Raw genomic sequence first — 23542 nt, forward strand, 5'->3', positions numbered from 1 at the left:
CTGCCGCTTTCTTGATGATATGTCGGTTTCCGGCGTCTCGTCCGGGCCGTTTTGATCAGAAATTAGACGATTCCGGGCGTCCAGATACAACTGCCCATTCCCCCACTGGTGTCGGGCCGGGGGAACCCCTTGATCTAAGTGGGCACCAATCGCTGAATCAGTGCCGAGAGGTCTTTCTTGTAAGGATAGCTGTCACTCATTAACACTCGGATTCGACGGGTGTTGCGGATCATCACAGCGTCGACCTTAATCAGTTTCAACCGCAAGGTGCCAGCGCTCATGCACTCGAACAAGGTATAGGTATAGGCAAAGCCGAAGAGGATAAGCCGCCACTGATTGGGCCACCACTGGGTACCGGATGTGCGGTCGGCGAACAGACCCCGCTGCTGATCCTTGATCCGATTTTCTATGTCACCGCGGGCACAATATTGTTCGCAGTAGATTTTGAAACCGACGTCGTAGCGGGAGCTGATCACGAAGCGGGGGTTCGGACCCTAGGGGCCGTATTCCAGGCGGGCCTTGCGCCAACTGCGGGCCCTGTAGCCAAAGCGGAACGTAGCGGCCAGCTTGTGGCCGTAGGTGTCACCGCCAGAGTAATACTGACTCCCTAGCGCCAACTTAAAACTGACCCACCTGAGGCAAAATTGCACGCTTGAAACATTTTCGTGGGCTGGCGACGCGCTATGACAAATTGAAGCGCAATTATCAGAGCGGCGTCGCCATAATTTGTGGGTTTTTATGATTGCCGATGCAATAAAACGTCAACAGATCTTAATTGTCGCCGAACATACCTACTTTATTATGATCTCATACGAGAAAGTCGAAGGTGGGTCTTCATCGGCAAAAGAATGACGAGGTGCGGGATTCGAGTATCTCTGATACCCTAAGACCTGTTAATAGGTCTTAGGGCGTCTGTTTATGACTCAACCCATTTATACCGAAATCACGGCTAGTATCTCTGAATTGAAGAAAAACCCAATGGCGGTCGTGGGCGCCGGAGAAGGTTTTCCTATCGTCGTTTTGAATCGAAACAAACCAGCATTCTACTGTGTGCCAGCGGATGTCTACGAGGCGATGCTGGAGAGACTGGACGATCAGGAACTGATTCGTTTAGTGGAGTCGCGACGATCTGAGCGTGGTATTCCGGTGACCTTGGATGCACTCTAAGTATTCCCTGGAGTTCAAACCATCTGCGTTGAAAGAGTGGAAGAAGTTAGCGCCGGTGCTGCAAGAGCAGTTCAAGAAAAAGCTAAAACAGCGGCTCGACGATCCCCATGTCCAGTCGGATGCCTTATCTGGCCTGGTAAACTGCTACAAGATCAAACTGCGTAGCGCAGGTTACCGGCTGGTCTATGAGGTCGAAGACGACCTCATAGTGGTAATCGTCGTCGCCATCGGCAAGCGAGAACGTGGTGAGGTTTACAGCCGGGCTCACCGGCGAATGTGATCGTCCGGCCGACTGCCTAAAATCGGTGCTAATCGGTCAAAATTTTGATGTGTAGGCATTTTTATATTAAAAGTTGTCGTACTAGGTGTTTGATTTTCCGGATTTAGATCGATTAATTCCTCTTATAAACGCACTGTAGTGGCGTTCTCCGAGGACAGTGGTCACAGGTTCGAATCCTGTCGGGCGCGCCATATTGTTAGAGCATTGAATTTGATCATGCCTTCATCAAGTCATCCAATGCTCAAGAAAAAGTTCCCGCGCCCTCTTGGCCCTGCCATATGTGCGCGTGATGGTGCAGACCTCTAACGAATATTGCTTAGTTTCCGGCACCAGAGCGCACAGATCTCCTGCCTCAACATACCGCTGAACGTAGGCGTCAGGCATGAACCCGATGTAAGCTCCGGACAAAATCATAGCAAGCCGCGCTTCGTAGAAATACGAAATCGCTGCCTTGTTCATATCCGCCAATTGAGCGCCAACCTCGGGGCTGGTGTGAATTCCTGCGTGTGCAACTTTACTGGAGAGATACCTCAGTATGGGACTCGAAGAAATTATCCCTTAACGGAAACTGGCCCTGATGGCCTAACGTCCAATCTTGTATCCTGCTGAAAATGGGACAAACCCATAGTTGCGCATTTCGCTTAGCTTCAGAGGCAAAGATGATAGAAAACAGAATCAAGTTCAGGCACCTTCAGTGTTTTATCGAAGTTGCCCGCCAGAACAGTGTCAGTCGTGCCGCCGATGTGTTGTCGCTGACTCAACCTGCGGTTTCAAAAAAACTAAAAGAACTAGAGGAAATACTGGAAGTTCAGTTGCTGGACCGCAGCAAAAGAGGCGTTGAACTCACCCAGTTTGGCAGGGTATTCCTTAAATACGCAGGAGCCAGCTTGTCTGCTCTGCGCGAAGGCACTGACAGCATCATTCAAGCTCAAATGAAGGGAAGCATGCGAATCAACGTTGGCGTGTTGCCAACGGTCGCCGCCAACGTACTACCCGCGGCGGTGATCAACTTCAGGCAGTCAGGTGTGGATGTTACGCTCAATCTGATTTCAGGTCCCAACACGCTGCTGCTGAGCCAACTGAGGGTCGGTGAGTTGGATCTGGTGGTCGGTCGACTGGCGGAGCCCAAGCTGATGACAGGACTGTCTTTTCAACATCTCTATTCGGAGCGCGTGACCTTCGTGGTCCGTCCGGGCCATCCGCTGCTAGATCGCACGCCGTTTAATATCCAGGATATTCGCCAGTTCAACGTTCTCTTTCCTACTAAGGGTTCCATCATCGCCGTAGCGGTCGAGCGATTTCTGATCTCTCAGGGCATGGGCTTGTTACCGGATCGCATAGAGACAATATCGGGCTCATTCGGCAAGGAATATATTCGCCAGAGCAACGCCATCTGGATTATTTCCCGGGGGGTAGTAGCGCGAGAAATAGAAGAAGGCGAGCTGATAGAGTTGCCGTTGGACACCAAGGAAACCCTGGGGCCTGTAGGTCTGACCATTCGTGCCGATACTCTTCCCACGCCGGCAATACAGATGTTCATTAATAGCATCCGCACTGCTGCTGCCTCGGTAGCCGAAAAAAACGGGGAATTGTAATAACCTTCGCCCCCTGTTCGTCAACGAGCCAAACAGTTCTTATTCGTAGATGTCCATATCGCTGGCCAGCACAAATTTTCCATCATAATGCTGTGCCAGTTCCGCCACCATGTCTTCATCGGTCTTGCCGAAGAATAGCGGATGGTTCATCACCAGCATGCCCGGCTTAATCGCCTTCGCAATCTCGGCCAGCTGTCGGGTAATGGTATGGGCGTGGTACATTCTGACATAACTGCAATCGCTCCTTCATGCATAACCTCATGAATCAGGATATCAGGCACCCTCGAAGTGCTCGTAGTTGGTTTCGTCTATGTGTGGGTGTCACCACTGATGACGATGGTCTTACTGGGGGGTTCTACCCGATAGCCGAAGGACATGCCATCTTCCCAGCTGCCATGGGGCACTCGGAACGCTTTCACGACCACCTTGTCGTCCTGATAGACTATCTGCGTCTCGCTTATCTCGGTTACCTCGCCCTTGAAGCCGTCGGCATTGGCCGGGGGTGTCGTTCAAACCATGATCGAAGTCATCTTTGAACGCCGCCAGACCATTGTCGACCAGCCCCTGAGTGCCCTTGAGGCCAATCACCTTCATCGGTTGATCCCGCCCCGGAACCCAAGGACGCAGCAGTAGTTCGGGCAGCCGCAGAATATGATCCGACTCCAGATGGGTAAGAAATACTTTGTCCATGGCGCCATAAACTGAGTTGTTGGTAAACATCACATCAGGCGGCATAAAGTCCTGGCACTGGCCGGCCAATGCCTTGAAGTTACGCACAAAGCCGGGCCCGCATCGAACAGGGACATATTCTTGTCAACCACCACCAGGATAGCCTGAGCAGCCCGCTTGTACTGCAGGGTCGGGGTGCCAGTGCCGAGCATAACCACATGGGTCCGGCTGACGGCAACTGGGTGCTGTGCCTCGATTTGGGTCTCGGCTAGGGCGACAGAGGAGACCAGTCCCGCTAAGATAAGTTACAAAAACAAGGGCTTGAGAGTTTCTTTCATTTCTTGTCGTTATTGGTTCAATTTCGTTGTTCGCTTTGGGCGGATTTTTATCAATTTCAGAAGCTTAGGTGCAAAAAAACCGAGCCTGTTTATCTCGCCTCAGTAAGGAGAAAAACCCGGCTCGGGATAATTATTCATCGTAACGATGTCAACGACACCGCTGCCTGTTTACCAGTCGTTGAACTTGTCCAGATCGATACCGGATTTCCCCGGCGACAGGATGTTGTTCGGATCCAAAGCGCGTTTGAGAGTGTGTTCCAGACGACGCTTAACTGGGCCATAGCTATCGGCCACTCGATCCATATAGTCGGTACTGACACGGTACACGGCATAACCACGCTTCTCGAATTCATCAAGCAACTCGTTGAAACAGGCGTCGGCACGTTTGGTCTCTTCCGGGTTGGTACGGTCGTAGAGCACGTCGATGACGTGGTGCATGTCGCGCCAACCAACGATGAACTCGCCAACGTAGTCGAGGCCATGCTTGTTAAGGATATTCTTAGCGAGTGCATACTGATTGTCGCACTCAACTCCCTTGGCCTGACTGACCGGGGCAAACCACATGGATCCACCACCCCCTCGCCAGTTGTACAGGCCAAATTCCCGTAGATTGGGCACACCGGACATCAGCTTGGCTCTATAGGCGAACGGCTCGGTGCCCGCAGCCTCTTCCTCGGTGACAATTTGCCCCTTGCCCAGTTGCTTGAGCGCGCCGTTGACGATATTCCAGTTAACTTCCACCTGCTCTTTGGTACCGTATAGGGCACAGTAGACGTTCCAGGCACCTAGATTCTTATCTTTCTGGATCTGCTTGAGAATGGCATCCGAGGTGGCGCCCGGTTCTGTGGTGTAATCGGAACGACGCACTCCGGCCGTGGAGGCTTCCCACAGTAAACCGGCAATCACCACGGAGTTGGGAATAACCTGGTTGATCCGCAGCGGACGAATGAAATCAACGATCTCGGCAATATCGGTCTCTTCCTCAAACCGTATCTCGAAGGGTTTGATCACCGGCGGCTTATGCATCAACCAGAAGCCCAGTTTCGTACAGATACCGTAGTTGGCCTGGGTAAACATGCCGTCCAGTGTCGGGCCATAGCCCCACTTGAACACCTGCCAGGCCTTGTCACCTTTGACGCCGCCCATGCCCGTGCGATAAACCTCGCCATTGGCCAGCACCAACTCCATGCCACACTGCATCATGAAATGCTCACCGTAGGGGGTATACCCCACACCGCGATCCATAGTGTTGCCCACCGGTCCGGCAATAGCTGAGGGCGCCGAGAAAGACAGCATCAGCGGCAGGTTGTTTTCCTCAATGTAATCGTACAGTTGCTGGTAAGTTACCCCCGGCTCGACCAGGGCTGTACCCAGCTCCGCATCCACATGAATAATTTTGTTCATTTTTTTCAGATCAAGGATGATCTGACCACGATGATGCGGCGCGGCTGTGCCGTAACCGAAGTTACGACCGGTGGAGATAGTCCATACTGGGATCTTGTACTCATTGCAGATCGCAACTACCCCCTGCACATGCTCCACGGTAGTGGCGGTAACTGCGGCGGAAGGCGCATGCTCCGCATCTTCACTAGGCAACATGATCTTGTTATAGGGATTAAGCTGCGTTTCTTCAACCAACACGTTCTCCTCGCCCAGCAGGGCGCGGAATTTCTCTATTGCCTGATGGAAGTCCGCCTGTGCGACGCCTGTTGGCAATACCTTATAGTTTTGTTCACTCATGATATCGAATTCCTTCAGGTCTCAATAAAAAATGAAACATAGTGGCCAGTCAATGCTGGGGCCTGTTTGGGCGGCGCCGCCCGCAGGTAGCGGCGGCCCGGATCCGGCGAGGACAGGGAAAAACCCAGGGCCGGTGCCCAATGGCGACCAGCGGTCAGTGACTGATTCGCCAAGCTTGATGGACGACTACAGCCGTCGGTCAGGCCCGAAAACTGACCGATACAATCGATCACACCCGGAGTGGCCGACAACCGGTGACGGGACTGGCCGCCCTCGGTGACATGCTGTCCAGACCAATGAAGACGCGCGCCGGCACTGCGGGCCAGATCCAGGATCAGAGCGCCAGTGGCATCGTCTACCAAGCCAATAATGCGTTCACCGTTCGAGGCGTTCAGCTGTCGTTGCAAGGAAGATATAAATTCCAGCCCGTGATCGGTGCGCAATACTGTGACGATACCGGCAGCGGGATTAGACTGGGCGCCAGCGGCAAAGGCCGCCTCGGCCTCGGCACCGCTGACTAGCACCATCAACGGTTTGCGAGTTAGGGTCGCGGCGGAAGTGCCGGCACTGGCCAGACCGGCGCGGCCCAAGGTCAGACCGGCCAATCCGCTCAGGGCCATGCCTTTGAGTACGGAACGACGCTTGATGCTCATTTTTGCTCCTGATCCGGGGCTGGCAATTGCTGAATATAGTCGCTAACTTGCTGCAAAGACGCATCATCAATAAAGGAGGCGGGAAAGGCCGGCATGGCCAGGTAACCATTACGCACCCTATAGCTAATATAGGCCGGCGGCAGACTACGACCGGCTAACACCGGACCAATATCGCCCTTGGTTTCATGACAATGCCCACAAACTTTCTGATAGACATCCTCCCCACCCTTCCACTGCCCATCACCGCTGGCGCTGGCAGAGAAAGTCGCCAGTGCCACCGGCAGCGCCAGCCCGGCAACTGCAAAGGATATTACCTTGGAACGAATCGCTGACATCTGGAACACTCCTCACTTTTTGTTAGATTTTTTTAGAACGGATACCGACGCGGCTCATGCTGTACAGTAATCCAATGGTCGGTGGTGAACTCCGCGATAGCCCACTCGCCGTTGAAACGGCCCAGGCCCGAGCTCTTTTCACCACCGAAAGCAGCGTTGGGTGCATCGTTGACCGGCATGTCATTGACATGAGTCATGCCCGCATGAATACCTTGGGCGAAGCGCACGCCACGCTCAAGGCTGCCGGAAAAGACGGCGCTCGACAGGCCGTATTCGCTTTGATTGGCCAGTTGAAGTGCGTGCTGCTCGTCGCGGGCCGCCTGAATGCCCACCAAGGGACCAAAGATTTCTTCGCGGGCAATCTCCATGTCGGCAGTGACATTGCCGAATACATGAGGCGGCAACACGTTGCCCTGGGGATCGCCGCCGACCAACATTTTGGCACCTTCGGCCTTGGCGGTTTCGATTTTCTGAAGTAGGCCCTGCAACTGTTTGGCGTTGATCACTGGGCCAACCACTGTGTCAGCCTTGCTCGGATCACCGTAAGGAAGTGCCTTGACCCGCTCTGTATAGCGGCGGGTAAATTCCTCGACCAGTGGTTGCTCTACTATGATTCGGTTGATTGCCATGCAAATCTGACCTTGATGCAAGAACTTGCCGACCACGGCAGCATTAACAGCCAGTTCGACGTTCGCATCGGCCAGCACGACGAAGGGGCTGTTGCCGCCCAGCTCTAGAGCCACATGCTTAAGGTACTTGCCACCACAGGCCAGGCGACCGATATTACGGCCGACTTCAGAGGAGCCGGTGAAGGAAATGAAACTAGGAACCGGGTGCTCAACGAAGGTATCGCCAATCTCGGCGCCGGAACCGACCACCACGCTCAGCACGCCTGCAGGCAAACCAGCTTCTTCAAAGATGCGCGCTATCAGCAGGCCGCCGGTAACCGGCGTATCGCTGGCCGGTTTTATCACCACGGCGTTTCCCAGGGCTAGGGCCGGCGCCACCGAGCGCTGGGTTAGGTGCAGGGGGAAATTCCAGGGGCTGATTACGCCCACCACGCCCAGCGGTTTGCGGTAGACCCGACTTTCCTTCCCCGGAATATCGTTAGGTAAAATAAAGCCGTGAACCCGAGACGGGAAGCTGGCGGCTTCCAGTGTGATCGCTCGGGCCGCCCCCCATTCTATTTGGGCCTTGATACGGGTGCTGCCCGACTCCGCAATAATCCATTCGACAATCTCGTCATGACGCTGATCAAAGATCGCCACGGCTTTCAGCATGATGGCAGCGCGAGCGGCTGGCGCCATAAGCGCCCAGCTTTTCTGAGCTTCACGGGCTGCAATAAAGGACTCGTCGAGATCTTCTTTGGTGGCTAGATTCAACTCCAACAGGTTTTCTTGGTTAAAGGGGTTAACAACCTGCAGCTTGCGCTCCGACTGGCCTGCCCGCCAATGTCCTGCGAGCGGCTGTAACTCAAAGTTTTGATAGGAACTAGTAGGCATAAGACGTCCTTTCAATATATTTGTTTTTCTGTTAACCGACTCTAGTAATTTATCTCTGCGGTTAATAATGAAATTTCTGCCAAGATATATATCAAAATCGATATGCATCAGGTTTAGACGACTCTTTAATGTCGCGTTCTGAACAACTTAGCCTTTGTGATAGATCATCAAACGAACCCAGATTAATTATCTTCGGTTTTATCGATAAAGCGGCGGGCAGGCCTGGACAGTCTCCGGTTCGGCCGCTTTGCAATAGTTGTACTCTATTCGGCATTTCGCCGCGATATTTGATGGCACACGCGAACGTCATACCATTTTCGATATATAAAATTGCTAAAACCTTATTTTACATACCCACTGCTTTAGGTGACATTGAAACAATCACATTAAATAGCCAATGCAGGCAAGCATCATGATACAGACCTTGGCAATCAACGGAGTCATGCTCCATTACCGACTGGAAGGCCCCAGCCATTTGCCATTATTGGTCTTCTCCAATTCACTCGGCACAGATCTGCGTGTGTGGGAAACTCTGCTGCCATTGCTGGCCAGCCAATACCGCTTTTTACGTTACGACAAACGCGGCCACGGACTCTCGGATTGTCCCCCAGCGCCGTACCATATTGACGAACACATCGATGATCTGATTAGTCTTCTTGATCAACTCGATCTCAGCCAAGTGGCTCTTTGTGGGCTCTCTGTGGGCGGCATTATCGCTCAGGGTGTAGCTGCCCGGCGGCCCGAACTGGTCAAGGAATTGATTCTGTGCGACACCGCACACAAAATTGGTCCCGCCCAAGGTTGGGAAGATCGCATCAGTACTGTCCGCAGTCAGGGCATTGAATTCATCGCCGATGCGGTAATGGAACGTTGGTTCGCCACCGAGTTCCGCACCCAAAAGCCGGTTGACGTGGCCTTGTGGCGTAACATGCTGGTACGCACCCCAGTGGAAGGCTATATCGGCACGTGTGCCGCCATCCGTGATGCGGATATGAGCGAAAGCTCGGCGCGTTTGACTCAGCCAACTTTATGTGTGGTCGGCGATCAAGACGGCGCCACTCCGCCGTCGCTTGTGAAGAGCACAGCGGCGCTGATCACCAACAGCTGCTTTGAAGTGATTGACCGTGCCGGTCACCTGCCCTGCGTTGAGCAACCGGCGGCGTTGGCGGCGTTAATCATCGATTTTCTTAATCAGCACAACCCGGAGCTGAGCCGTTTTGACCAAGGCATGAAGGTTCGCCGTTCAGTGCTGGGCAACAGTCATGTGGATCGGGCAGAAGCCAACAAAGTCGCTTTCGACGAACCTTTCCAAACGTTTATTACAGAAGGGGCGTGGGGTTCAGTCTGGAGCCGGCCAGGCCTGAGCAAGCGGGATCGCAGCCTGTTGACCATCGCACTGATGGCCGCACTCGGCCATGAAGAAGAGCTGGCCATGCATATTCGCGCCACGCGAAATACCGGTGCCAGCAAGACAGAAGTACAGGAAACTCTATTGCATCTCGCCGTGTATGCCGGCGTACCCTTCTCAAATGTCGCCTTCCGCATTGCCAAGGAAGTCTATAACGAACCCGAATACAAAAAGGAACAATAATCATGAATAACCTAACCAATAGAGACTGGCCTAGCCAGCCCGCTTACATTTCGCCCGAGTACAAGTCATCTACCCTGCGGGGCGTGTCTCAGAGCCTTGTGAAGATCGATCCCGAGCTGGCCGAACTGACCGGGCCGGCCTTCGGCCCCGAAGTATTAGGACCACTGGATCACGATCTGAGCAAGAACGGCCAGGTCAATGGCGAGCCCATCGGTGAGCGCATCGTGGTGACCGGTCATGTGTTCGATGAATTTGGCCAGCCTGTGGCCAACACCCTGATCGAGATTTGGCAAGCTAATGCGGCCGGCCGTTACGTACACAAAACCGACCAGCACGATGCGCCGCTGGATCCCAATTTCTTAGGATCGGGTCGCTGCATGACAAACGCCGAAGGCCGCTACAAGTTTTACACTATTAAGCCCGGCGCCTATCCTTGGGGCAACCATCCCAACGCATGGCGCCCGAACCATATCCATCTTTCCCTATTCGGTCCGTCTATTGCTACTCGCATCGTGACTCAAATGTACTTCCCCGGCGATCCCCTACTGCCTCTGGATCCCATCTTCAAAGCCACCCCGGCGGAAGCCCGTGACCGGCTGGTCAGCGAATTTTCATTAGATGTGACAGAAGAGGGCTTCGCCCTGGGTTATATTTTTAACATTGTGCTGCGTGGTGTAAACGCCACCCCTGTGGAGGCTTGAGCCATGACGATGAAACAAACCCCGTCGCAAACCGTTGGTCCCTACTTCGCCTTCGGTCTGACTGCCCAGCAGTATCACTACCCCAACTCCCAGGTCGCCGGCAGTCAGCTGGTGAAGAACGAGGTACAGGGTGAACTTATCCGCATTACCGGTCAGGTATTCGATGGACATGGCACCGTCGTGGACGATGCCATGATCGAAATCTGGCAGGCCAATGCTGCTGGTCGCTTTAACCATCCGCTGGATAATCGCGCCGACAGAACGCTGGATGAGGGTTTTCTGGGTTTTGGCCGCTGTGGAACAGGCACCAGCCCTGATCGAAGTTTCAACTTCGATACCGTCAAACCGGGTGTAGCTCAGGATGGTCACGCGCCGTTCGTCACCGTCGTGGTTTTTCTGCGTGGTCTGCTGAGCCATGCCTACACCCGCATCTACTTTGCCGATGAAGCCATAGCTAACCAGGCCGACCCCGCACTGAACAAAGTACCTGCCGAGCGTCGCCAGACCCTGATTGCCCAACGTAAAGAAACCGGCACCGGTGTGGAATATCGATTCGATATTCATATGCAGGGCGACAAAGAAACCGTGTTTTTCGAGGTGTAATCCAAATGGCTAAGTTTGTATCCTTGAAAGAAGCAATCGCACATAACCTGCGTGATGGCGATGTGGTCGCCATGGAAGGTTTCACCCACCTGATCCCTCATGCTGCTGGCCATGAAATCATTCGACAGCAGAAAAAGAACCTGACCCTGATCCGCATGACTCCGGACATTATCTACGACCAGCTGATCGGCACCGGCTGCGCCAAAAAGATGATGTTCTCCTGGGGTGGCAATCCGGGCGTTGGTTCTTTGCGCCGCCTGCGCGACGCTTATGAGCAGGCTTGGCCCCATCAGCTAGAAATTGAAGAGCACAGCCACGCCGCTATGGCCAACGCCTATGAAGCCGGCGCCGCCGGTCTGCCCTGTGCCGTGTTCCGCGGCTACTTGGGCGCCGAACTGGCTGAGGTCAATCCTAATATCCGCTTCGTTGAATGCCCCTTTACCGGTGAGCGACTGGCTTCTGTGCCGGCTATCCGCCCGGATGTAACTATTATCCATGCCCAGAAAGCCAACAAGAATGGCGATGTACTTATTGAGGGAATCGTTGGCGTACAGAAAGAAGCCGTGCTGGCCGCCAAGCGTGCCATCGTTACTGTGGAAGAGATTGTCGACGACTTCGATGACGTGCACACCAATGCTTGCATTTTGCCGGCCTGGACGATATCCGCCATCGCACTGGTTCGGGGTGGCGCCCATCCCTCCTACGCCATGGGATATTATCCCCGTGACAACGCTTTCTATAAAAACTGGGATCCCATCGCCTCCGATCGCGACACCTTCCTCGACTGGATCAAGGAAAATGTGATGGAGGTTGGCCCAGAGGTTTTTGCCCAACGCGTTAAATGGCAGGAGCAATAACATGAGCTATACCCCAACCGAAATGATGACGGTAGCCGCCTCTCGCTCTATTCGCAAAGACGATGTCTGCTTTGTCGGCATCGGCATGCCCTCCGCCGCCTGTAACCTGGCACGGCTGACCCATGCCCCCGATGTGACCCTGATTTACGAGTCTGGCACCATCGGCACCAAGCCCGACGTGTTGCCGCTGTCCATCGGTGACGGCGATCTGTGCGATACCGCGGTGACGACCGTCTCGGTACCCGAGATGTTCCGCTACTGGCTGCAGGGCGGCCGTATCTCCGTCGGCTTTCTGGGCGCGGCCCAGCTCGACAAATTCGGCAACATCAACACAACAGTGGTAGGTGACTATCACAAGCCGAAGGTTCGCCTGCCCGGCGGTGGCGGCGCCCCAGAAATCGCCACCTCTTGTGGCGAGATCTTCATTGTGATGAAACAGTCTAAGCGCAGCTTCGTCGACAAAGTGGATTTCATTACCTCCCTCGGCCACGGAAAAACCGGCAAGGAGCGTGAACAATTGGGCGTCAAGACAAAGGGTCCGAGCCGGCTGATCACCGATTTATGTGTGATGGAAACCGACCCGTTAACCAAGGAATTCATCGTCACCTCCATTCACTCGGGCGTGACCCGCGCGCAAATTCAAGACAACACTGGCTGGACAGTACGCTACGCCGAGCAGGTGACCGAGACCCAGGCCCCGAACGAGCCAGAGCTGTCGGCATTGCGTGCCCTCAACGAGCGAACAGCCCGTGCTCACGCCGGCAAATAAGGAAAAACCACATGGCCACCGCTTACATTTGTGATTACGTACGCACCCCCATCGGCCGTTACGCCGGCGCCCTTTCGGCTGTGCGACCTGACGATCTCGGCGCCGTGCCACTCAGGGCGCTGCTGGAGCGCAATCCGGGCCTGGCCCCCACCGCGATCGACGATGTGATCTTCGGCTGTGCTAACCAGGCCGGTGAAGACAACAGGAACGTGGCGCGTATGTCGCTGCTGTTGGCCGGTTATCCGGTCGCCGTCACAGGCACTACCATCAACAGGCTGTGCGGCTCCGGCATGGACGCCATTATCAACGCCGCCCGCGCCATCAAGTCCGGTGAAGCCGATCTGATCATCGCAGGCGGCACCGAAAGTATGAGCCGGGCGCCGTTCGTAATGCCCAAGGCCACCAGTGCCTTTACCCGCACCAACGAAGTGCACGACACGACCATCGGCTGGCGTTTTGTCAATCCGAAAATGGCCGAGTTGTACGGTGTGGACGCCATGCCCGAAACCGGTGACAACGTTGCCGAGCAGTTCAACATCAGCCGCGCCGACCAAGATGCCTTCGCCCTGCGGTCCCAGCAGCGTGCCGCCAAAGCTCAGGCTGCCGGTATCTTCGCCGAGGAAATCGTGCCAGTCACCATTCCTCAGCGAAAGGGTCATTCCATAGTCGTGGAAACCGACGAGCATCCCCGTCCTGACACCACCGCCGAGGCGCTGTCCAAGCTGAAGGCACCGTTCCGCAAGGACGGCAGCGGCACGGTGACGGCCGGCAATGCGTCTGGCGTCAACGACGCTGCTGCAGCACTGATCATCGCCTCCGAGCATGCGGTTAAGAAATACGGCCTTCGCCCTATCGCCAAGATTCTGGGCGGCGCTACCGCTGGTTTGGAGCCGCGTATCATGGGCTTTGGGCCAGCCCCGGCCAGCAAGAAGCTGTGCAAGCGTCTAGGTATGACCATTGACCAGTTCCAGGTGATTGAGCTAAACGAAGCCTTTGCCTCTCAGGCCCTGGCTAGTGCCCGGGATCTGGGGCTGGCGGACGATGCCGAACACGTCAATCCTAACGGTGGCGCCATCGCTCTGGGTCATCCTCTGGGCGCCTCGGGCGCCCGCATCACTGGCACGGCGGCGCTGGAGCTGAGGCGCCGCGGCAAACGCTACGCTCTGGCAAGTATGTGCATCGGCGTTGGCCAAGGCATCGCTATCGCTCTAGAATTCGTGGAATAAGACGTTATAGGCCAGCGTTATCCGGCTCCTATCATGCACTCATATCCTAGCGGGAGCCTGTGTATGTTTCACTATAGCGATACCATCTTGCGAGTTGGTATCGCTAGGTGCCGGGTAAATCGCGCTTGAGCATCGACCCAGCAACCGTTAATTCAGCGAGGCCGACATGTTTTCCATCGCTCCCTTTGATTCCGTTCTGTTCCGCCAGCTTTTATCTGACAATGAAGCCGCCCGTTACCTTGGCGATGATGCCCAAATTCGCGCCATGCTGAATGTAGAAGGTGAGCTGGCGCTGGCACAGGCCGATTGTGGACTTATCCCCGCCGCCGCCGCCGATGCCATCGCACACGCCGCCTCCGTGCTGGAATTTCCTACCAGTGAGCTCGCGCCCGGTACCGGCGCCGCCGGTGTGCCGGTACCGGCGTTGGTCGAGGCGCTAAAACAGTCTCTGCCTGCCGAGCACGCCCGCTGGGTGCATTTTGGTGCCACCAGTCAAGATATCGTCGATACCGCCTTAGTTTTGAATTGCCGCGAGCTCCTCGGCCTTTATCAGGCACGCCTTGGAGGGATTATCGATCAACTCGCCCGCCTGGCAAATGCGCAGCGTCATACCCTGATCGCCGGCCGCACCCGTACCCAGCAAGCGGTACCGATGAACTTCGGCTTCAAGGTTGCCAACTGGCTGGCGCCGCTGCTGCGCCAGCAGCAGCGGCTAACGCAGCTGACACCACGCCTACTCAAGCTGCAGCTGGCTGGTGCAGTGGGCACTCTGGCCTCCATGCAAGAGCAGGCTCCGGCCATTGCCGAGCGCCTAGCCGAACGACTAGAACTGGCTCCCGGGCGTGGCTGGCACACCCAACGTGACAGCCTCGTAGAGCTAGCGGACTGGCTATCATTGACCACTGGGCTGCTCGGAAAAATTGGACTGGATTGGCTGTTGCTGAGCCAGACAGAAGTGGGTGAGATCACCTTCACGAATGGCGGAGGCTCATCCACTATGCCGCAGAAATGCAACCCGGTAAACGCCGAAATCGTTGTAGCCATGGCTCGCCACAATGCCGGCCAAGTGGGCCAAATGCATCAAGCCATGCTGCAGGAGCACGAACGTAGCGGAAGCGCCTGGACTCAGGAATGGATGGTATTGCCCGGCATGCTGATGACAACGGCGGTGGCGCTGAATCATGCCGAACACGCGCTTAACCACCTTGTGGTTAACACCGAAAAAATGCAGGCAAATCTGGGACTGCACAACGGCATGATCTACGCCGAAGCCGCGACCTTCGCTTTAGCTCGCAACATGCCTCGGGATCAGGCGGCCGAGCTGGTAAAGGCAGCCTGCAAACTGGCAAGCAGCGGAGATCGCCATCTATTTTCGCTCATCAGGGAGCAATGCGGTATCGAACTGAACCTGGCCCAGCTGCAACAGAATCTGTTGGAAGGAGGCGCCACCCCAACCTGGTTCGAAGAAATATTGGCTGAGGCCGGTCAGGGCTGAGCATGACCTGCCGCCGTTTTTAACCGTGCAGAAGCTTATCGGCGGATACTATGTTGTGAATGTTAGATGCCTTGGTGTCGTTGCTGTAAATCCATCCGAGTGTGTCGTCGACACCGATATTCATATTCAGACTGACGAACGGTTGGCTGACTCCCTTGACCTAGTGAGTGTTTAGATCACGCTAGCCGCGTTCGTTCTTGCAGGCACTCATTGCTAAAATAAAGCTGACAGGAATAATGTTCTCTTCGTGCAGCATTTATTCAATCCCGCAGATCGCGTCTTTATCGCCCGGTCGCTGGAGCTGTAAAAGAATTACACGCACTGAACCCGCAGCATGGGAGTCAATGACTACAGCACCCGGTCTCATGTCCTCCTTGTTTCTAACCAATGACGGAACCAACCCATGCTGGCCATAGTGTCCATTACCGCCCCTATTTTCCTGCTAATTGCCATAGGCTACGCTGCCGTACGATCGCGATTACTTCCCTACGAAGCCATTCCCGGCTTAGGACGATTTGTACTCTACTTTGCCCTGCCGAGCCTGATAGTGAACACCTTGAGCTCCATGGATATCGAAGAGGTCATAGAGCCCGGCTTTATATTGGCTTATGCACTTGGCTCATTGTTGATGATAGGGCTCGGCCTGCTACTGACCTTGAAGATTTTAAAAAATGAGCCGGTTTTAGCCTCACTCAAAGCCATGGGAATGACTGTGTCAAATACCCCTTATTTCGGCTTTGCAGTGCTATTACAAGTATTAGACAATGTTGCCGGCCAGGCCCTGGCCATGGCCATGTTGGTAGAGACCCTACTTATTATCCCGTTGTCGATGACGCTGCTGGAATTCCATGCCTCGCGCAGTATCGGTATGTCTCTAGGTCGGGTATTGATCAAACTACCCCAACGGATATTGCGCAACCCGCTGGTGATCTCCATCACCTCCGGCATCGTGATTTCATCGCTCGACATTTCCTTGCCACAAGCCGTCAGCACTACACTGGAGATGCTTGGCCGTTCTTCGGCGGCGATCGCCCTGTTCGTGATCGGCGCCTCTCTGGTTGGTAGTCCGCTCAAAGGCACGCTTTCTGGTATCACACCCGTCTTGATCGGTAAGTTATTGATCCATCCTCTGCTTGTAGGCTTAATAATCTGGCTGCTACCGCCGTTCAACCCCGAGCTACAACTGGCGGCTGTTCTGCTGGCCGCCATGCCGATGATGAGCATTTATCCTATTTTTGGCACGCAGTACGGATACCGTAACTTCACCGCCAGCACCCTCATGTTAACCACCATCACCGCCTTTATCACTATTTCGTTGATCCTGTTATTCATTCAATAGCTAATCTTGAATTCGGCATTTTTCACTTATTTATATCAAAAACAATATACAAAAAGGTCAATTATTCATTACTACTCACTGATGGAATGTTTTAGCTTTGTTAATTCAATAGTGACTTCCTTCGTAATGGCGGTAGGCCTCACTTGAAACCTGATATCAACAATAATATTGGCAGGGTCGCACCCTGCTCTGATTAAACAACAATAAGGATGTCTATGAAAATTTTAGGTTCTATAACGTCTCGTAAAAATAAAGCCCTCGTCTTTGCGCCTCTGGCTGCGGCCATGCTGCTGACCTCTCCGACTGTACTGGCGGTAACTGGTCATTATGTACCCGGGGTCGAAGGGGTTAAGGGATCTTCCGTGCCACCTCCCGGCACCTACTATCGAGGCTACGCAGTTCAGTACGAAATTGATCAGCTTAGCAACAACCATGGTAATGCCTTACCCGGCAGCAACACAGGCTCGGTCACCGCCCTGGCCAATCGTTTTATCCATATTACCGACAAGAAATTTCTCAATGCCGATTACGGCTTCGAGACTATTATTCCGATTCAACATACCTCGTTGGACTTCAATATCGCAGGCATCGACAGCTCCGACACTGGCGTGGGCGATATTTTTGTCGGCCCCGTGATTCTGGGCTGGCACGGAGGGCAGTGGGATGCGGTCTTCGCGTCCGGTATCTGGTTCGATAACGGTAGTACCTCCGAGCCTGCGGCTGCCGGCAAGGGCTACAAAAGCGCAATGCTCACTTTGGGCGGAACCTACTATCTCAATCCCGCTAAGACGTGGTCTTTCTCAGCCCTGTCCCGCTATGAAATCAACTTCGATGACGACAATCGCGTCGATCGGAGCGACAGTTACCTGGTGGAATGGGGGCTGGGCAAGCTTCTGGATAACGGTATTGAGCTGGGGCTAATCGGTTATGACGGCTGGCAGCTAGAAGAAAACATCGGCGGCGACGCGCAGCAGGGCAAGTTAGAAAAGCACGCCTTAGGCCTGGAAGCTGGCTATTTCTGGCCAAGTCTGGGCCTTGGCATGAGCGCCGCTTACCTAAACGAATATGATGTAAAGAACAGTCCTCAGGGTGACCTGTTCCGAATCAATATGACCAAGGTATTCTGAGCTCGTCAAGAGAAACTGAAGTCGGGTCTGCCCCATTAACGTTAGCCACCTTAATACCGGCCATAGAGGAAATTATGAAAACACAAATTGCAATTATTGGTGCTGGACCTGCGGGCCTTTTACTGGGTCAGTTACTGCATAAGGCAGGTATCGACAATATAATTATAGAGCGCCAGACACCGGAATACGTGCTGAGCCGCATTCGAGCCGGCGTACTTGAGCAAGGTTTGGTTGACCTACTACGTGAGGCTGGTGTTAGCGAACGGATGGACGCCGAAGGCTTGGTGCACGATGGCTTTGAACTGGCACTCAATGGCCAGCTGGAGTACATCAATCTGAAAACCCTGACCGATGGTAAGACCGTTATGGTCTACGGCCAGACCGAGGTTACCCGTGATCTGATGGCCGCCCGCGAAGCCTGTGGCGCTCAATCCATCTACCAGGTTAGCAACGCTCAGCCACATGATATGAAGAGTGGCAACCCTTACATTACCTTTGAAAAAGACGGTGAAACCCATCGCCTGGACTGTGATTACATCGCCGGTTGTGACGGTTTCCATGGTGTATCGCGCAAGTCGATTCCACCCGAGGTGCTAACCGAGTTTGAACGGGTTTACCCTTTCGGCTGGCTGGGTATGCTAGCGGATACCCCCCCGGTGCATGAAGAGTTGATCTACGCGCGTCATGAACGTGGCTTTGCGATGTGTAGCATGCGCTCATCTACCCGCAGCCGTTATTATGTACAGGTGCCGACGACCGAAAAAGTAGAAGACTGGTCCGACGAGCGATTCTGGGACGAGCTTCGTAGCCGCCTACCCGCCGAGCAAGCTGCCAAGCTGGTGACTGGCCCGTCTATAGAGAAGAGCATAGCGCCGTTGCGCAGCTTCGTGGTGGAGCCGATGCAATACGGCAAGCTGTTCCTGCTCGGTGATGCCGCTCACATAGTCCCGCCAACTGGGGCCAAGGGACTCAACCTGGCTGCTAGTGACGTGAATACGATGTACCGTATCTTAGCCAAAGTCTATCAGGAAGGCCGTGTGGATCTGCTGGACAGATACTCTGAGATCTGTCTGCGCAGAGTTTGGAAGGCCGAGCGTTTCTCTTGGTGGATGACCAACATGTTGCACGACTTTCCGGACAACGATGCCTTTACCAAGCGTATATTGCAAACTGAGCTGGGGTATTTTGTCGAATCAGAAGCTGGACGTAAAACCATTGCGGAAAACTACGTGGGCCTTCCCTACGAAGAAATAGAATAACTTTTTAATCAAGGTCACCGTTCATAGGAACATTGAGGGAAGATCCCGGTGAACCGCGGGCAAAGGCATGCATATCCCTTTGCCCGCGGTGGCGATTACTAAGCTAAACTGGCCCTTAAAATGGGGATAAACTTGTGAGACTGGGTGGCCCTAAGCTCAAGTAATAAGCTCACCACAAGTTTTGAGGGCGTCTGAATGCTCGTTTCAAAACACCCCTGCAGGTCTTCGGTACCCCAGCCGTTCTTCGAGACGATTGTTGAGCGCCTTGATCATTTTTGGAGATCGGCGAATTCACTGCCGTTGTTTAATGTCAGCGCCTTAAAGGCGCCCTTGATCAGTCTCAGTAAACGCCTGATCAGGCGTCATACTCCATCTCCTCGCTATTCCGTATCTCCCGATCAATCGTCGTGTTGTGTCAGCCCAACGAATCTGTGATCTGACGCTGGCTTCGGCCTACGGTCAATAAGTCTAAACCTGAAATCGTTTTTCCCGGGGTAGCCCCCTGTGTGTCAGCGTAGTTCTGCCTTATTTTCTTGACTTTGGTCGTATATGGAGTCCTCCGCGGTTGCAAGCACAAGATACGATGATCGACAGGTACGACTGCACACGTATATCCGGTCTTTATAATGATGCCAGTGGCATCGGACCCTAATGGGCTATCCGCACGTCAGTGCCCAAATGGTAAAGCGAGATGTTAACTCTTCGACCAAAACGGGTTTAACTGACCCGTGACGTCGGTTCGACCTGTTCACCATCTTTCTGCATGCTCAGCAATCGTTGTGGTGGGCGACCTAAGTGAATTAAGGAACCTCTGAATAACTTTCCAAAATCAGCGATAATATAGCTATCGCTAACCGCATAGGATTCGCCGCCACCATGGGCCAGAACGGTCGGCCACCGTACCCGTTGTCTTCCATGCTGCGGGTTCCGGTGATGCTGGCGGTTAAACGAATGAGTGATGAAGGTCTGCAAAGTGAGTCAGATCAACTGAAAGCGATCACCTCAGAGACTCATTACCTGAGACATACCGGTGCCAGCCAGGCCATCGAGGCCGGCGCCGATATCCGTCATATATCAGAAGAGCTTGGCCATGCCAGTGCCGCGTTCACTGAGCAAGTGTACGTTAACGCCGATCAAGATCGCCGGCGTGCGGCCGGCCAGCAACGCTCAATTTAGAGAGGTTGATTCAGGGGCAGCTAACAGTGTACCAACGGTGCCTGTCTGTAGTGGCATAGTGAATTTGGTCACGTGATTGGAGTTGCTAAAATGCACTCAAACATGACCAGTGATTCAATAATGACTAGGGGCTGTTGACGTTTTCGCATAAGGCATTGAATAAAATAGGTAAACTCGTAATATTAAGGTTCCTACACCACCAATAAAACGAGTTTGCCATGCCCCGATTCATGCTCAGTGATGAGCACTGGTCGAAGCTAAAAGGAATGATGCTTCAAGAAAATATTTATAACAAGCGCGACCTGCGGATGATGGTCGAAGGCATGTTTTATCGACTGCGAGTGGGTTGTCCGTGGCGAGATTTACCTTCTTGTTTCGGTCGATGGAACTCGGTGTATAAAAGATTCAATGAGTGGTCAAAAAAAGGAAAATGGTTGCTGCTGTTCAAAAACCTGGTCAGCGAACCGGATACTGAGTGGGAATTTATTGATGGAAGCTATGTGAAAGCCCATCAGCATAGCACGGGCGCAAGAGGTGCTGACTCGCAAGCTATCGGTAAAAGTCGCGCCGGAAATACAACAAAAATTCATTTGGCAGTCGATAGTTACGGCTTACCGATTGAGTTTACAGTAACGGGCGGCGAGATCCATGACAGCACGGCGGCAAGCGAATTAATTGAACCATTACCGCCGGCTAAAGCCGTGATAGCGGACAAAGGTTATGACAGTGAAAAGATTCGCGAACAGATTAGAAGCAGAGGTGCCATCGCCGTAATTCCAAGAAAGTCGAATTCGGTCATAGGTAATGCAGATATGGATTGGTCGTTATATCACCACCGTCATTTGGTGGAAAATGCGTTTGCACGCTTGAAACATTTTCGTGGGCTGGCGACGCGCTATGACAAATTGAAACGCAACTATGAGAGCGTCGTCGCCATGGCTTGTGGATTTTTATGGTTGCCGATGTAATGAAACGTCAACAGCCCCTAGAAAAGTAGGGCCTCGTTCCAGTCCTGATTTTAAAGTCGAATGTGCCCAGCTGGTTATCGACCGGGGCTACTCCTTTCGAGACGCTGCACAAGCTATGGGTGTGGGTAAATCCACGCTCGACAAGTGGGTTCGAAAATTAAAGAGCGAGCGTCCAGGTCATGTTTTGCCGGGTCAACCGCTGACAGATGAGCAGCGCGAGATTGCAGAACTGAAGCGGCAGATTAAGTGCCTGGAAATCGAGAAAGATATATTAAAAAAGGCTTTGACTCTTTTAATCTTCGACAGCATGAACGATTTTCGCTAGTCAAAGAGCTTAAGAGAGCCCACACAGTCAGTGATTTGTGTCGTGTCTTGGGCGTGCGCAGCTATCGGATGTAATGGTAAAAGAAAACTTGTCACTCGAATTTCATTGCATGGAGCTACAGCAGGAACTTGCTAGTGTTCATCCGGAAACGTAAGTGTCTGAATTTTCTACTTAATTACAATAAAAGAGGAGAAGCCTCTACTTGTTTTTGCTATCATGAACAGTCAAACCATTGAATATCATGACAAAACGCAAACAAGAGAGGCAACAATGCGTCAGAAACGCACCGTCCAGCCCAGTCTATTCGATTCTGTCCTTGAACACGACATCGAGCTCGAAGCCATGTCCAACCTGCTCGACGCCCATCCGATCGTGCTGGACTGGGTCGAGTCTGATCTCCGTGATCGGACGTTGGCCAGCACCGGGCGTAAAGGCCTGTCGGTCGAGTCCATTCTGCGGTGTGCCATACTGAAGCAGTCCAGACAGTTGACGTATCAGGAACTGGCCTTCTTCCTTCAGGATTCCATCTCGCTCAGAGGCTTCGCGCGTCTGGCCATGGGCTGTCCTCAAAAGTCAGCCTTGCAGGCCGGCATTGAAGCGATCACGGCAGATACCTGGGAGAAGCTCAATCTGCTGTTGCTGGACACAGCCAGCGTTCACAAGGCTGAAACCGGTCGAGTTGTGCGTATCGACAGCACGGTCACGGACTCGCCCATTACCACACCCTCAGACAGCGCCCTGTTGCACGATGTCGTCCGCGAGAGCGTGCGACTGTTGAAGCGGTTCGACGGTCTCATGCTCGAGCGACCGGTCCAATGGCACAACCATCGCCGCGTGACGAAACGGCTGGCGTACCAGCTGCAGTACACCGTGAAGCGCAAACGACCACCGGCCTACCGCAAGCTGCTCAAGGTCGCCAGCCGTTCACTTCAGTACGTCTGTCTTGCACGTGTTCAGGCGGTGGCCAGCGCACCTGCAAACAGCAAGATCCGTGCGTGGATCGCGTCGGCTGAAGCGCTCGAAGCTCTGGGCGCCGCGGTGATGGATCAGACGCAGCGGCGGGTATTCAAGGACGAGACCGTGCCGGCGGATAAGAAGGTCTTCAGCCTGTTCGAGCCGCATACCGACATCATCATCAAAGGCGCCAGAGACGTCGCGTTCGGTCACAAGCTGAATCTCACCACTGGCCGCAGTGGGCTCGTGCTTGATGTGGTGATCGAGTCAGGCAACCCGGCTGATACCGCCCGTTTCCTGCCGATGATGGCGCGGCAGACAACGATCTACGGACGTCCACCGCGCCAGGTCGCCACGGATGGCGGCTATGCCAGCCAGGAGAACCTGGCGGCGGCCAAGGCGCTGGGCACCAAAGACGTGGCCTTCCATAAAAAGAAGGGGCTCAAGGTCAGTGAGATGGTCAAGAGCCCCTGGGTGTATCGCAAGCTCAGGAACTTCCGTGCCGGCATCGAGGGCAACATCTCCTGTCTGAAGCGTGCCTATGGCCTGTCCCGTTGCACCTGGAAAGGACTTGAACACTTCAGATCGTACGTCTGGTCTGCGGTGGTCTCGAGAAACGTGCTGTTGCTGGCACGACTGCTTCAGACCTGAATGGGTAGCCGCTGAACAAGAGACATATCACGCCAGAATGAGTGGCACGGCCTTCGGCCGTCTGCAGAATGGCCAAAACAATGGCCCCAGAGCGAGATGCCGCCCGCTGCCGCTAATGGTAGATTGACCACCACACGACTGTATAAAATACGATCAGACGTGGTGCTGGAAATCACTGGTTTCCGGATGGACACTTGCTAGAGCAACCGCATTGAAAAAACA

General features: G+C 53.9%; 22 protein-coding genes and 2 pseudogenes. 18 read left to right on the forward strand and 6 right to left on the reverse strand.

What is annotated here, in order from left to right:
* Nucleotides 1-134 precede the first annotated feature (134 nt).
* Nucleotides 135-584, reverse strand: a pseudogene (locus tag ATG98_RS19240) (transposase); the annotation flags it as partial.
* Between the two features lie 65 nt (nucleotides 585-649).
* Here ATG98_RS19240 and ATG98_RS19245 point away from each other — a divergent pair.
* The 4 genes and pseudogenes from ATG98_RS19245 to pcaQ form a co-directional block, all read left to right on the forward strand.
* A pseudogene (locus ATG98_RS19245) lies at nucleotides 650-742 on the forward strand (IS5/IS1182 family transposase); the annotation flags it as partial.
* A gap of 176 nt (nucleotides 743-918) precedes the next feature.
* Entirely contained in the window at nucleotides 919-1167 is a 249-nt protein-coding gene (locus tag ATG98_RS19250) for a type II toxin-antitoxin system Phd/YefM family antitoxin (RefSeq protein ID WP_098424122.1), read from the forward strand.
* The gene (locus tag ATG98_RS19255; protein WP_098418563.1) at nucleotides 1157-1447 is read left to right on the forward strand and encodes a type II toxin-antitoxin system RelE family toxin; all 291 of its coding nucleotides are present in this window, start codon (nucleotides 1157-1159) and stop codon (nucleotides 1445-1447) included. Before ATG98_RS19250 ends, ATG98_RS19255 begins: the two co-directional genes overlap by 11 nt.
* A 611-nt stretch (nucleotides 1448-2058) precedes the next feature.
* On the forward strand, nucleotides 2059-3042 hold the full coding sequence (gene pcaQ, locus ATG98_RS19265; protein WP_228706214.1) for a pca operon transcription factor PcaQ: 984 nt from the start codon (nucleotides 2059-2061) through the stop codon (nucleotides 3040-3042).
* Between the two features lie 39 nt (nucleotides 3043-3081).
* Here pcaQ and ATG98_RS19270 read toward each other — a convergent pair whose 3' ends face one another.
* The 5 genes from ATG98_RS19270 to ATG98_RS19295 form a co-directional block, all read right to left on the reverse strand.
* Nucleotides 3082-3264, reverse strand: coding sequence for a hypothetical protein (locus tag ATG98_RS19270; RefSeq protein ID WP_098418565.1), 183 nt, complete (start codon nucleotides 3262-3264; stop codon nucleotides 3082-3084).
* 953 nt (nucleotides 3265-4217) lie between these two features.
* A complete protein-coding gene (locus tag ATG98_RS19280) occupies nucleotides 4218-5789 on the reverse strand; it encodes an FAD-binding oxidoreductase (RefSeq protein WP_098418567.1) in 1572 nt (523 codons plus the stop codon).
* Nucleotides 5790-5803: 14 nt separating this feature from the next.
* On the reverse strand, nucleotides 5804-6442 hold the full coding sequence (locus tag ATG98_RS19285; protein WP_098424125.1) for a hypothetical protein: 639 nt from the start codon (nucleotides 6440-6442) through the stop codon (nucleotides 5804-5806).
* The gene (locus ATG98_RS19290; RefSeq protein ID WP_098418569.1) at nucleotides 6439-6777 is read right to left on the reverse strand and encodes a c-type cytochrome; all 339 of its coding nucleotides are present in this window, start codon (nucleotides 6775-6777) and stop codon (nucleotides 6439-6441) included. Before ATG98_RS19290 ends, ATG98_RS19285 begins: the two co-directional genes overlap by 4 nt.
* Nucleotides 6778-6809: 32 nt before the next feature.
* The gene (locus tag ATG98_RS19295) at nucleotides 6810-8279 is read right to left on the reverse strand and encodes an aldehyde dehydrogenase family protein (protein ID WP_098424126.1); all 1470 of its coding nucleotides are present in this window, start codon (nucleotides 8277-8279) and stop codon (nucleotides 6810-6812) included.
* A 412-nt stretch (nucleotides 8280-8691) separates the two neighbouring features.
* Between ATG98_RS19295 and pcaD the strand changes: the two genes are divergently transcribed.
* From pcaD to ATG98_RS19365, 14 genes are all read left to right on the forward strand, one after another.
* Nucleotides 8692-9870, forward strand: coding sequence for a 3-oxoadipate enol-lactonase (pcaD, locus tag ATG98_RS19300; RefSeq protein WP_098418571.1), 1179 nt, complete (start codon nucleotides 8692-8694; stop codon nucleotides 9868-9870).
* 2 nt (nucleotides 9871-9872) lie between these two features.
* On the forward strand, nucleotides 9873-10571 hold the full coding sequence (pcaH, locus tag ATG98_RS19305; RefSeq protein WP_098424127.1) for a protocatechuate 3,4-dioxygenase subunit beta: 699 nt from the start codon (nucleotides 9873-9875) through the stop codon (nucleotides 10569-10571).
* 3 nt (nucleotides 10572-10574) lie between these two features.
* Complete coding sequence (pcaG, locus tag ATG98_RS19310; protein WP_098424128.1) at nucleotides 10575-11174, forward strand: protocatechuate 3,4-dioxygenase subunit alpha; 600 nt, start codon at nucleotides 10575-10577, stop codon at nucleotides 11172-11174.
* Between the two features lie 5 nt (nucleotides 11175-11179).
* On the forward strand, nucleotides 11180-12031 hold the full coding sequence (locus tag ATG98_RS19315; RefSeq protein ID WP_098418574.1) for a CoA transferase subunit A: 852 nt from the start codon (nucleotides 11180-11182) through the stop codon (nucleotides 12029-12031).
* A 1-nt stretch (nucleotide 12032) separates the two neighbouring features.
* Nucleotides 12033-12800, forward strand: coding sequence for a CoA-transferase subunit beta (locus ATG98_RS19320; protein WP_098418575.1), 768 nt, complete (start codon nucleotides 12033-12035; stop codon nucleotides 12798-12800).
* A gap of 11 nt (nucleotides 12801-12811) precedes the next feature.
* On the forward strand, nucleotides 12812-14026 hold the full coding sequence (pcaF, locus tag ATG98_RS19325; RefSeq protein ID WP_098418576.1) for a 3-oxoadipyl-CoA thiolase: 1215 nt from the start codon (nucleotides 12812-12814) through the stop codon (nucleotides 14024-14026).
* Between the two features lie 166 nt (nucleotides 14027-14192).
* Nucleotides 14193-15521, forward strand: coding sequence for a class-II fumarase/aspartase family protein (locus ATG98_RS19330; protein WP_098418577.1), 1329 nt, complete (start codon nucleotides 14193-14195; stop codon nucleotides 15519-15521).
* A 403-nt stretch (nucleotides 15522-15924) separates the two neighbouring features.
* Entirely contained in the window at nucleotides 15925-16860 is a 936-nt protein-coding gene (locus ATG98_RS19335; RefSeq protein ID WP_098424129.1) for an AEC family transporter, read from the forward strand.
* 215 nt (nucleotides 16861-17075) lie between these two features.
* The gene (locus ATG98_RS19340) at nucleotides 17076-17987 is read left to right on the forward strand and encodes a SphA family protein (protein ID WP_218925900.1); all 912 of its coding nucleotides are present in this window, start codon (nucleotides 17076-17078) and stop codon (nucleotides 17985-17987) included.
* A gap of 74 nt (nucleotides 17988-18061) precedes the next feature.
* Entirely contained in the window at nucleotides 18062-19246 is a 1185-nt protein-coding gene (pobA, locus tag ATG98_RS19345) for a 4-hydroxybenzoate 3-monooxygenase (RefSeq protein WP_098418580.1), read from the forward strand.
* An 876-nt stretch (nucleotides 19247-20122) separates the two neighbouring features.
* A complete protein-coding gene (locus ATG98_RS19350; RefSeq protein WP_098418581.1) occupies nucleotides 20123-20422 on the forward strand; it encodes a tyrosine-type recombinase/integrase in 300 nt (99 codons plus the stop codon).
* Nucleotides 20423-20640: 218 nt separating this feature from the next.
* Nucleotides 20641-21390, forward strand: coding sequence for an IS5 family transposase (locus ATG98_RS19355; RefSeq protein WP_098418337.1), 750 nt, complete (start codon nucleotides 20641-20643; stop codon nucleotides 21388-21390).
* Nucleotides 21341-21715, forward strand: a complete 375-nt coding sequence (locus ATG98_RS19360; protein WP_098418582.1) for a transposase — start codon at nucleotides 21341-21343, stop codon at nucleotides 21713-21715. The genes ATG98_RS19355 and ATG98_RS19360 overlap by 50 nt, the downstream gene beginning before the upstream one ends.
* Before the next feature lie 270 nt (nucleotides 21716-21985).
* Nucleotides 21986-23320, forward strand: a complete 1335-nt coding sequence (locus tag ATG98_RS19365) for an ISNCY family transposase (protein WP_098424130.1) — start codon at nucleotides 21986-21988, stop codon at nucleotides 23318-23320.
* The last annotated feature ends 222 nt before the right edge of the window (nucleotides 23321-23542 follow it).

Origin of the sequence: Marinobacter sp. LV10R520-4 (assembly GCF_002563815.1) — a bacterium.
Taxonomy (GTDB): domain Bacteria; phylum Pseudomonadota; class Gammaproteobacteria; order Pseudomonadales; family Oleiphilaceae; genus Marinobacter.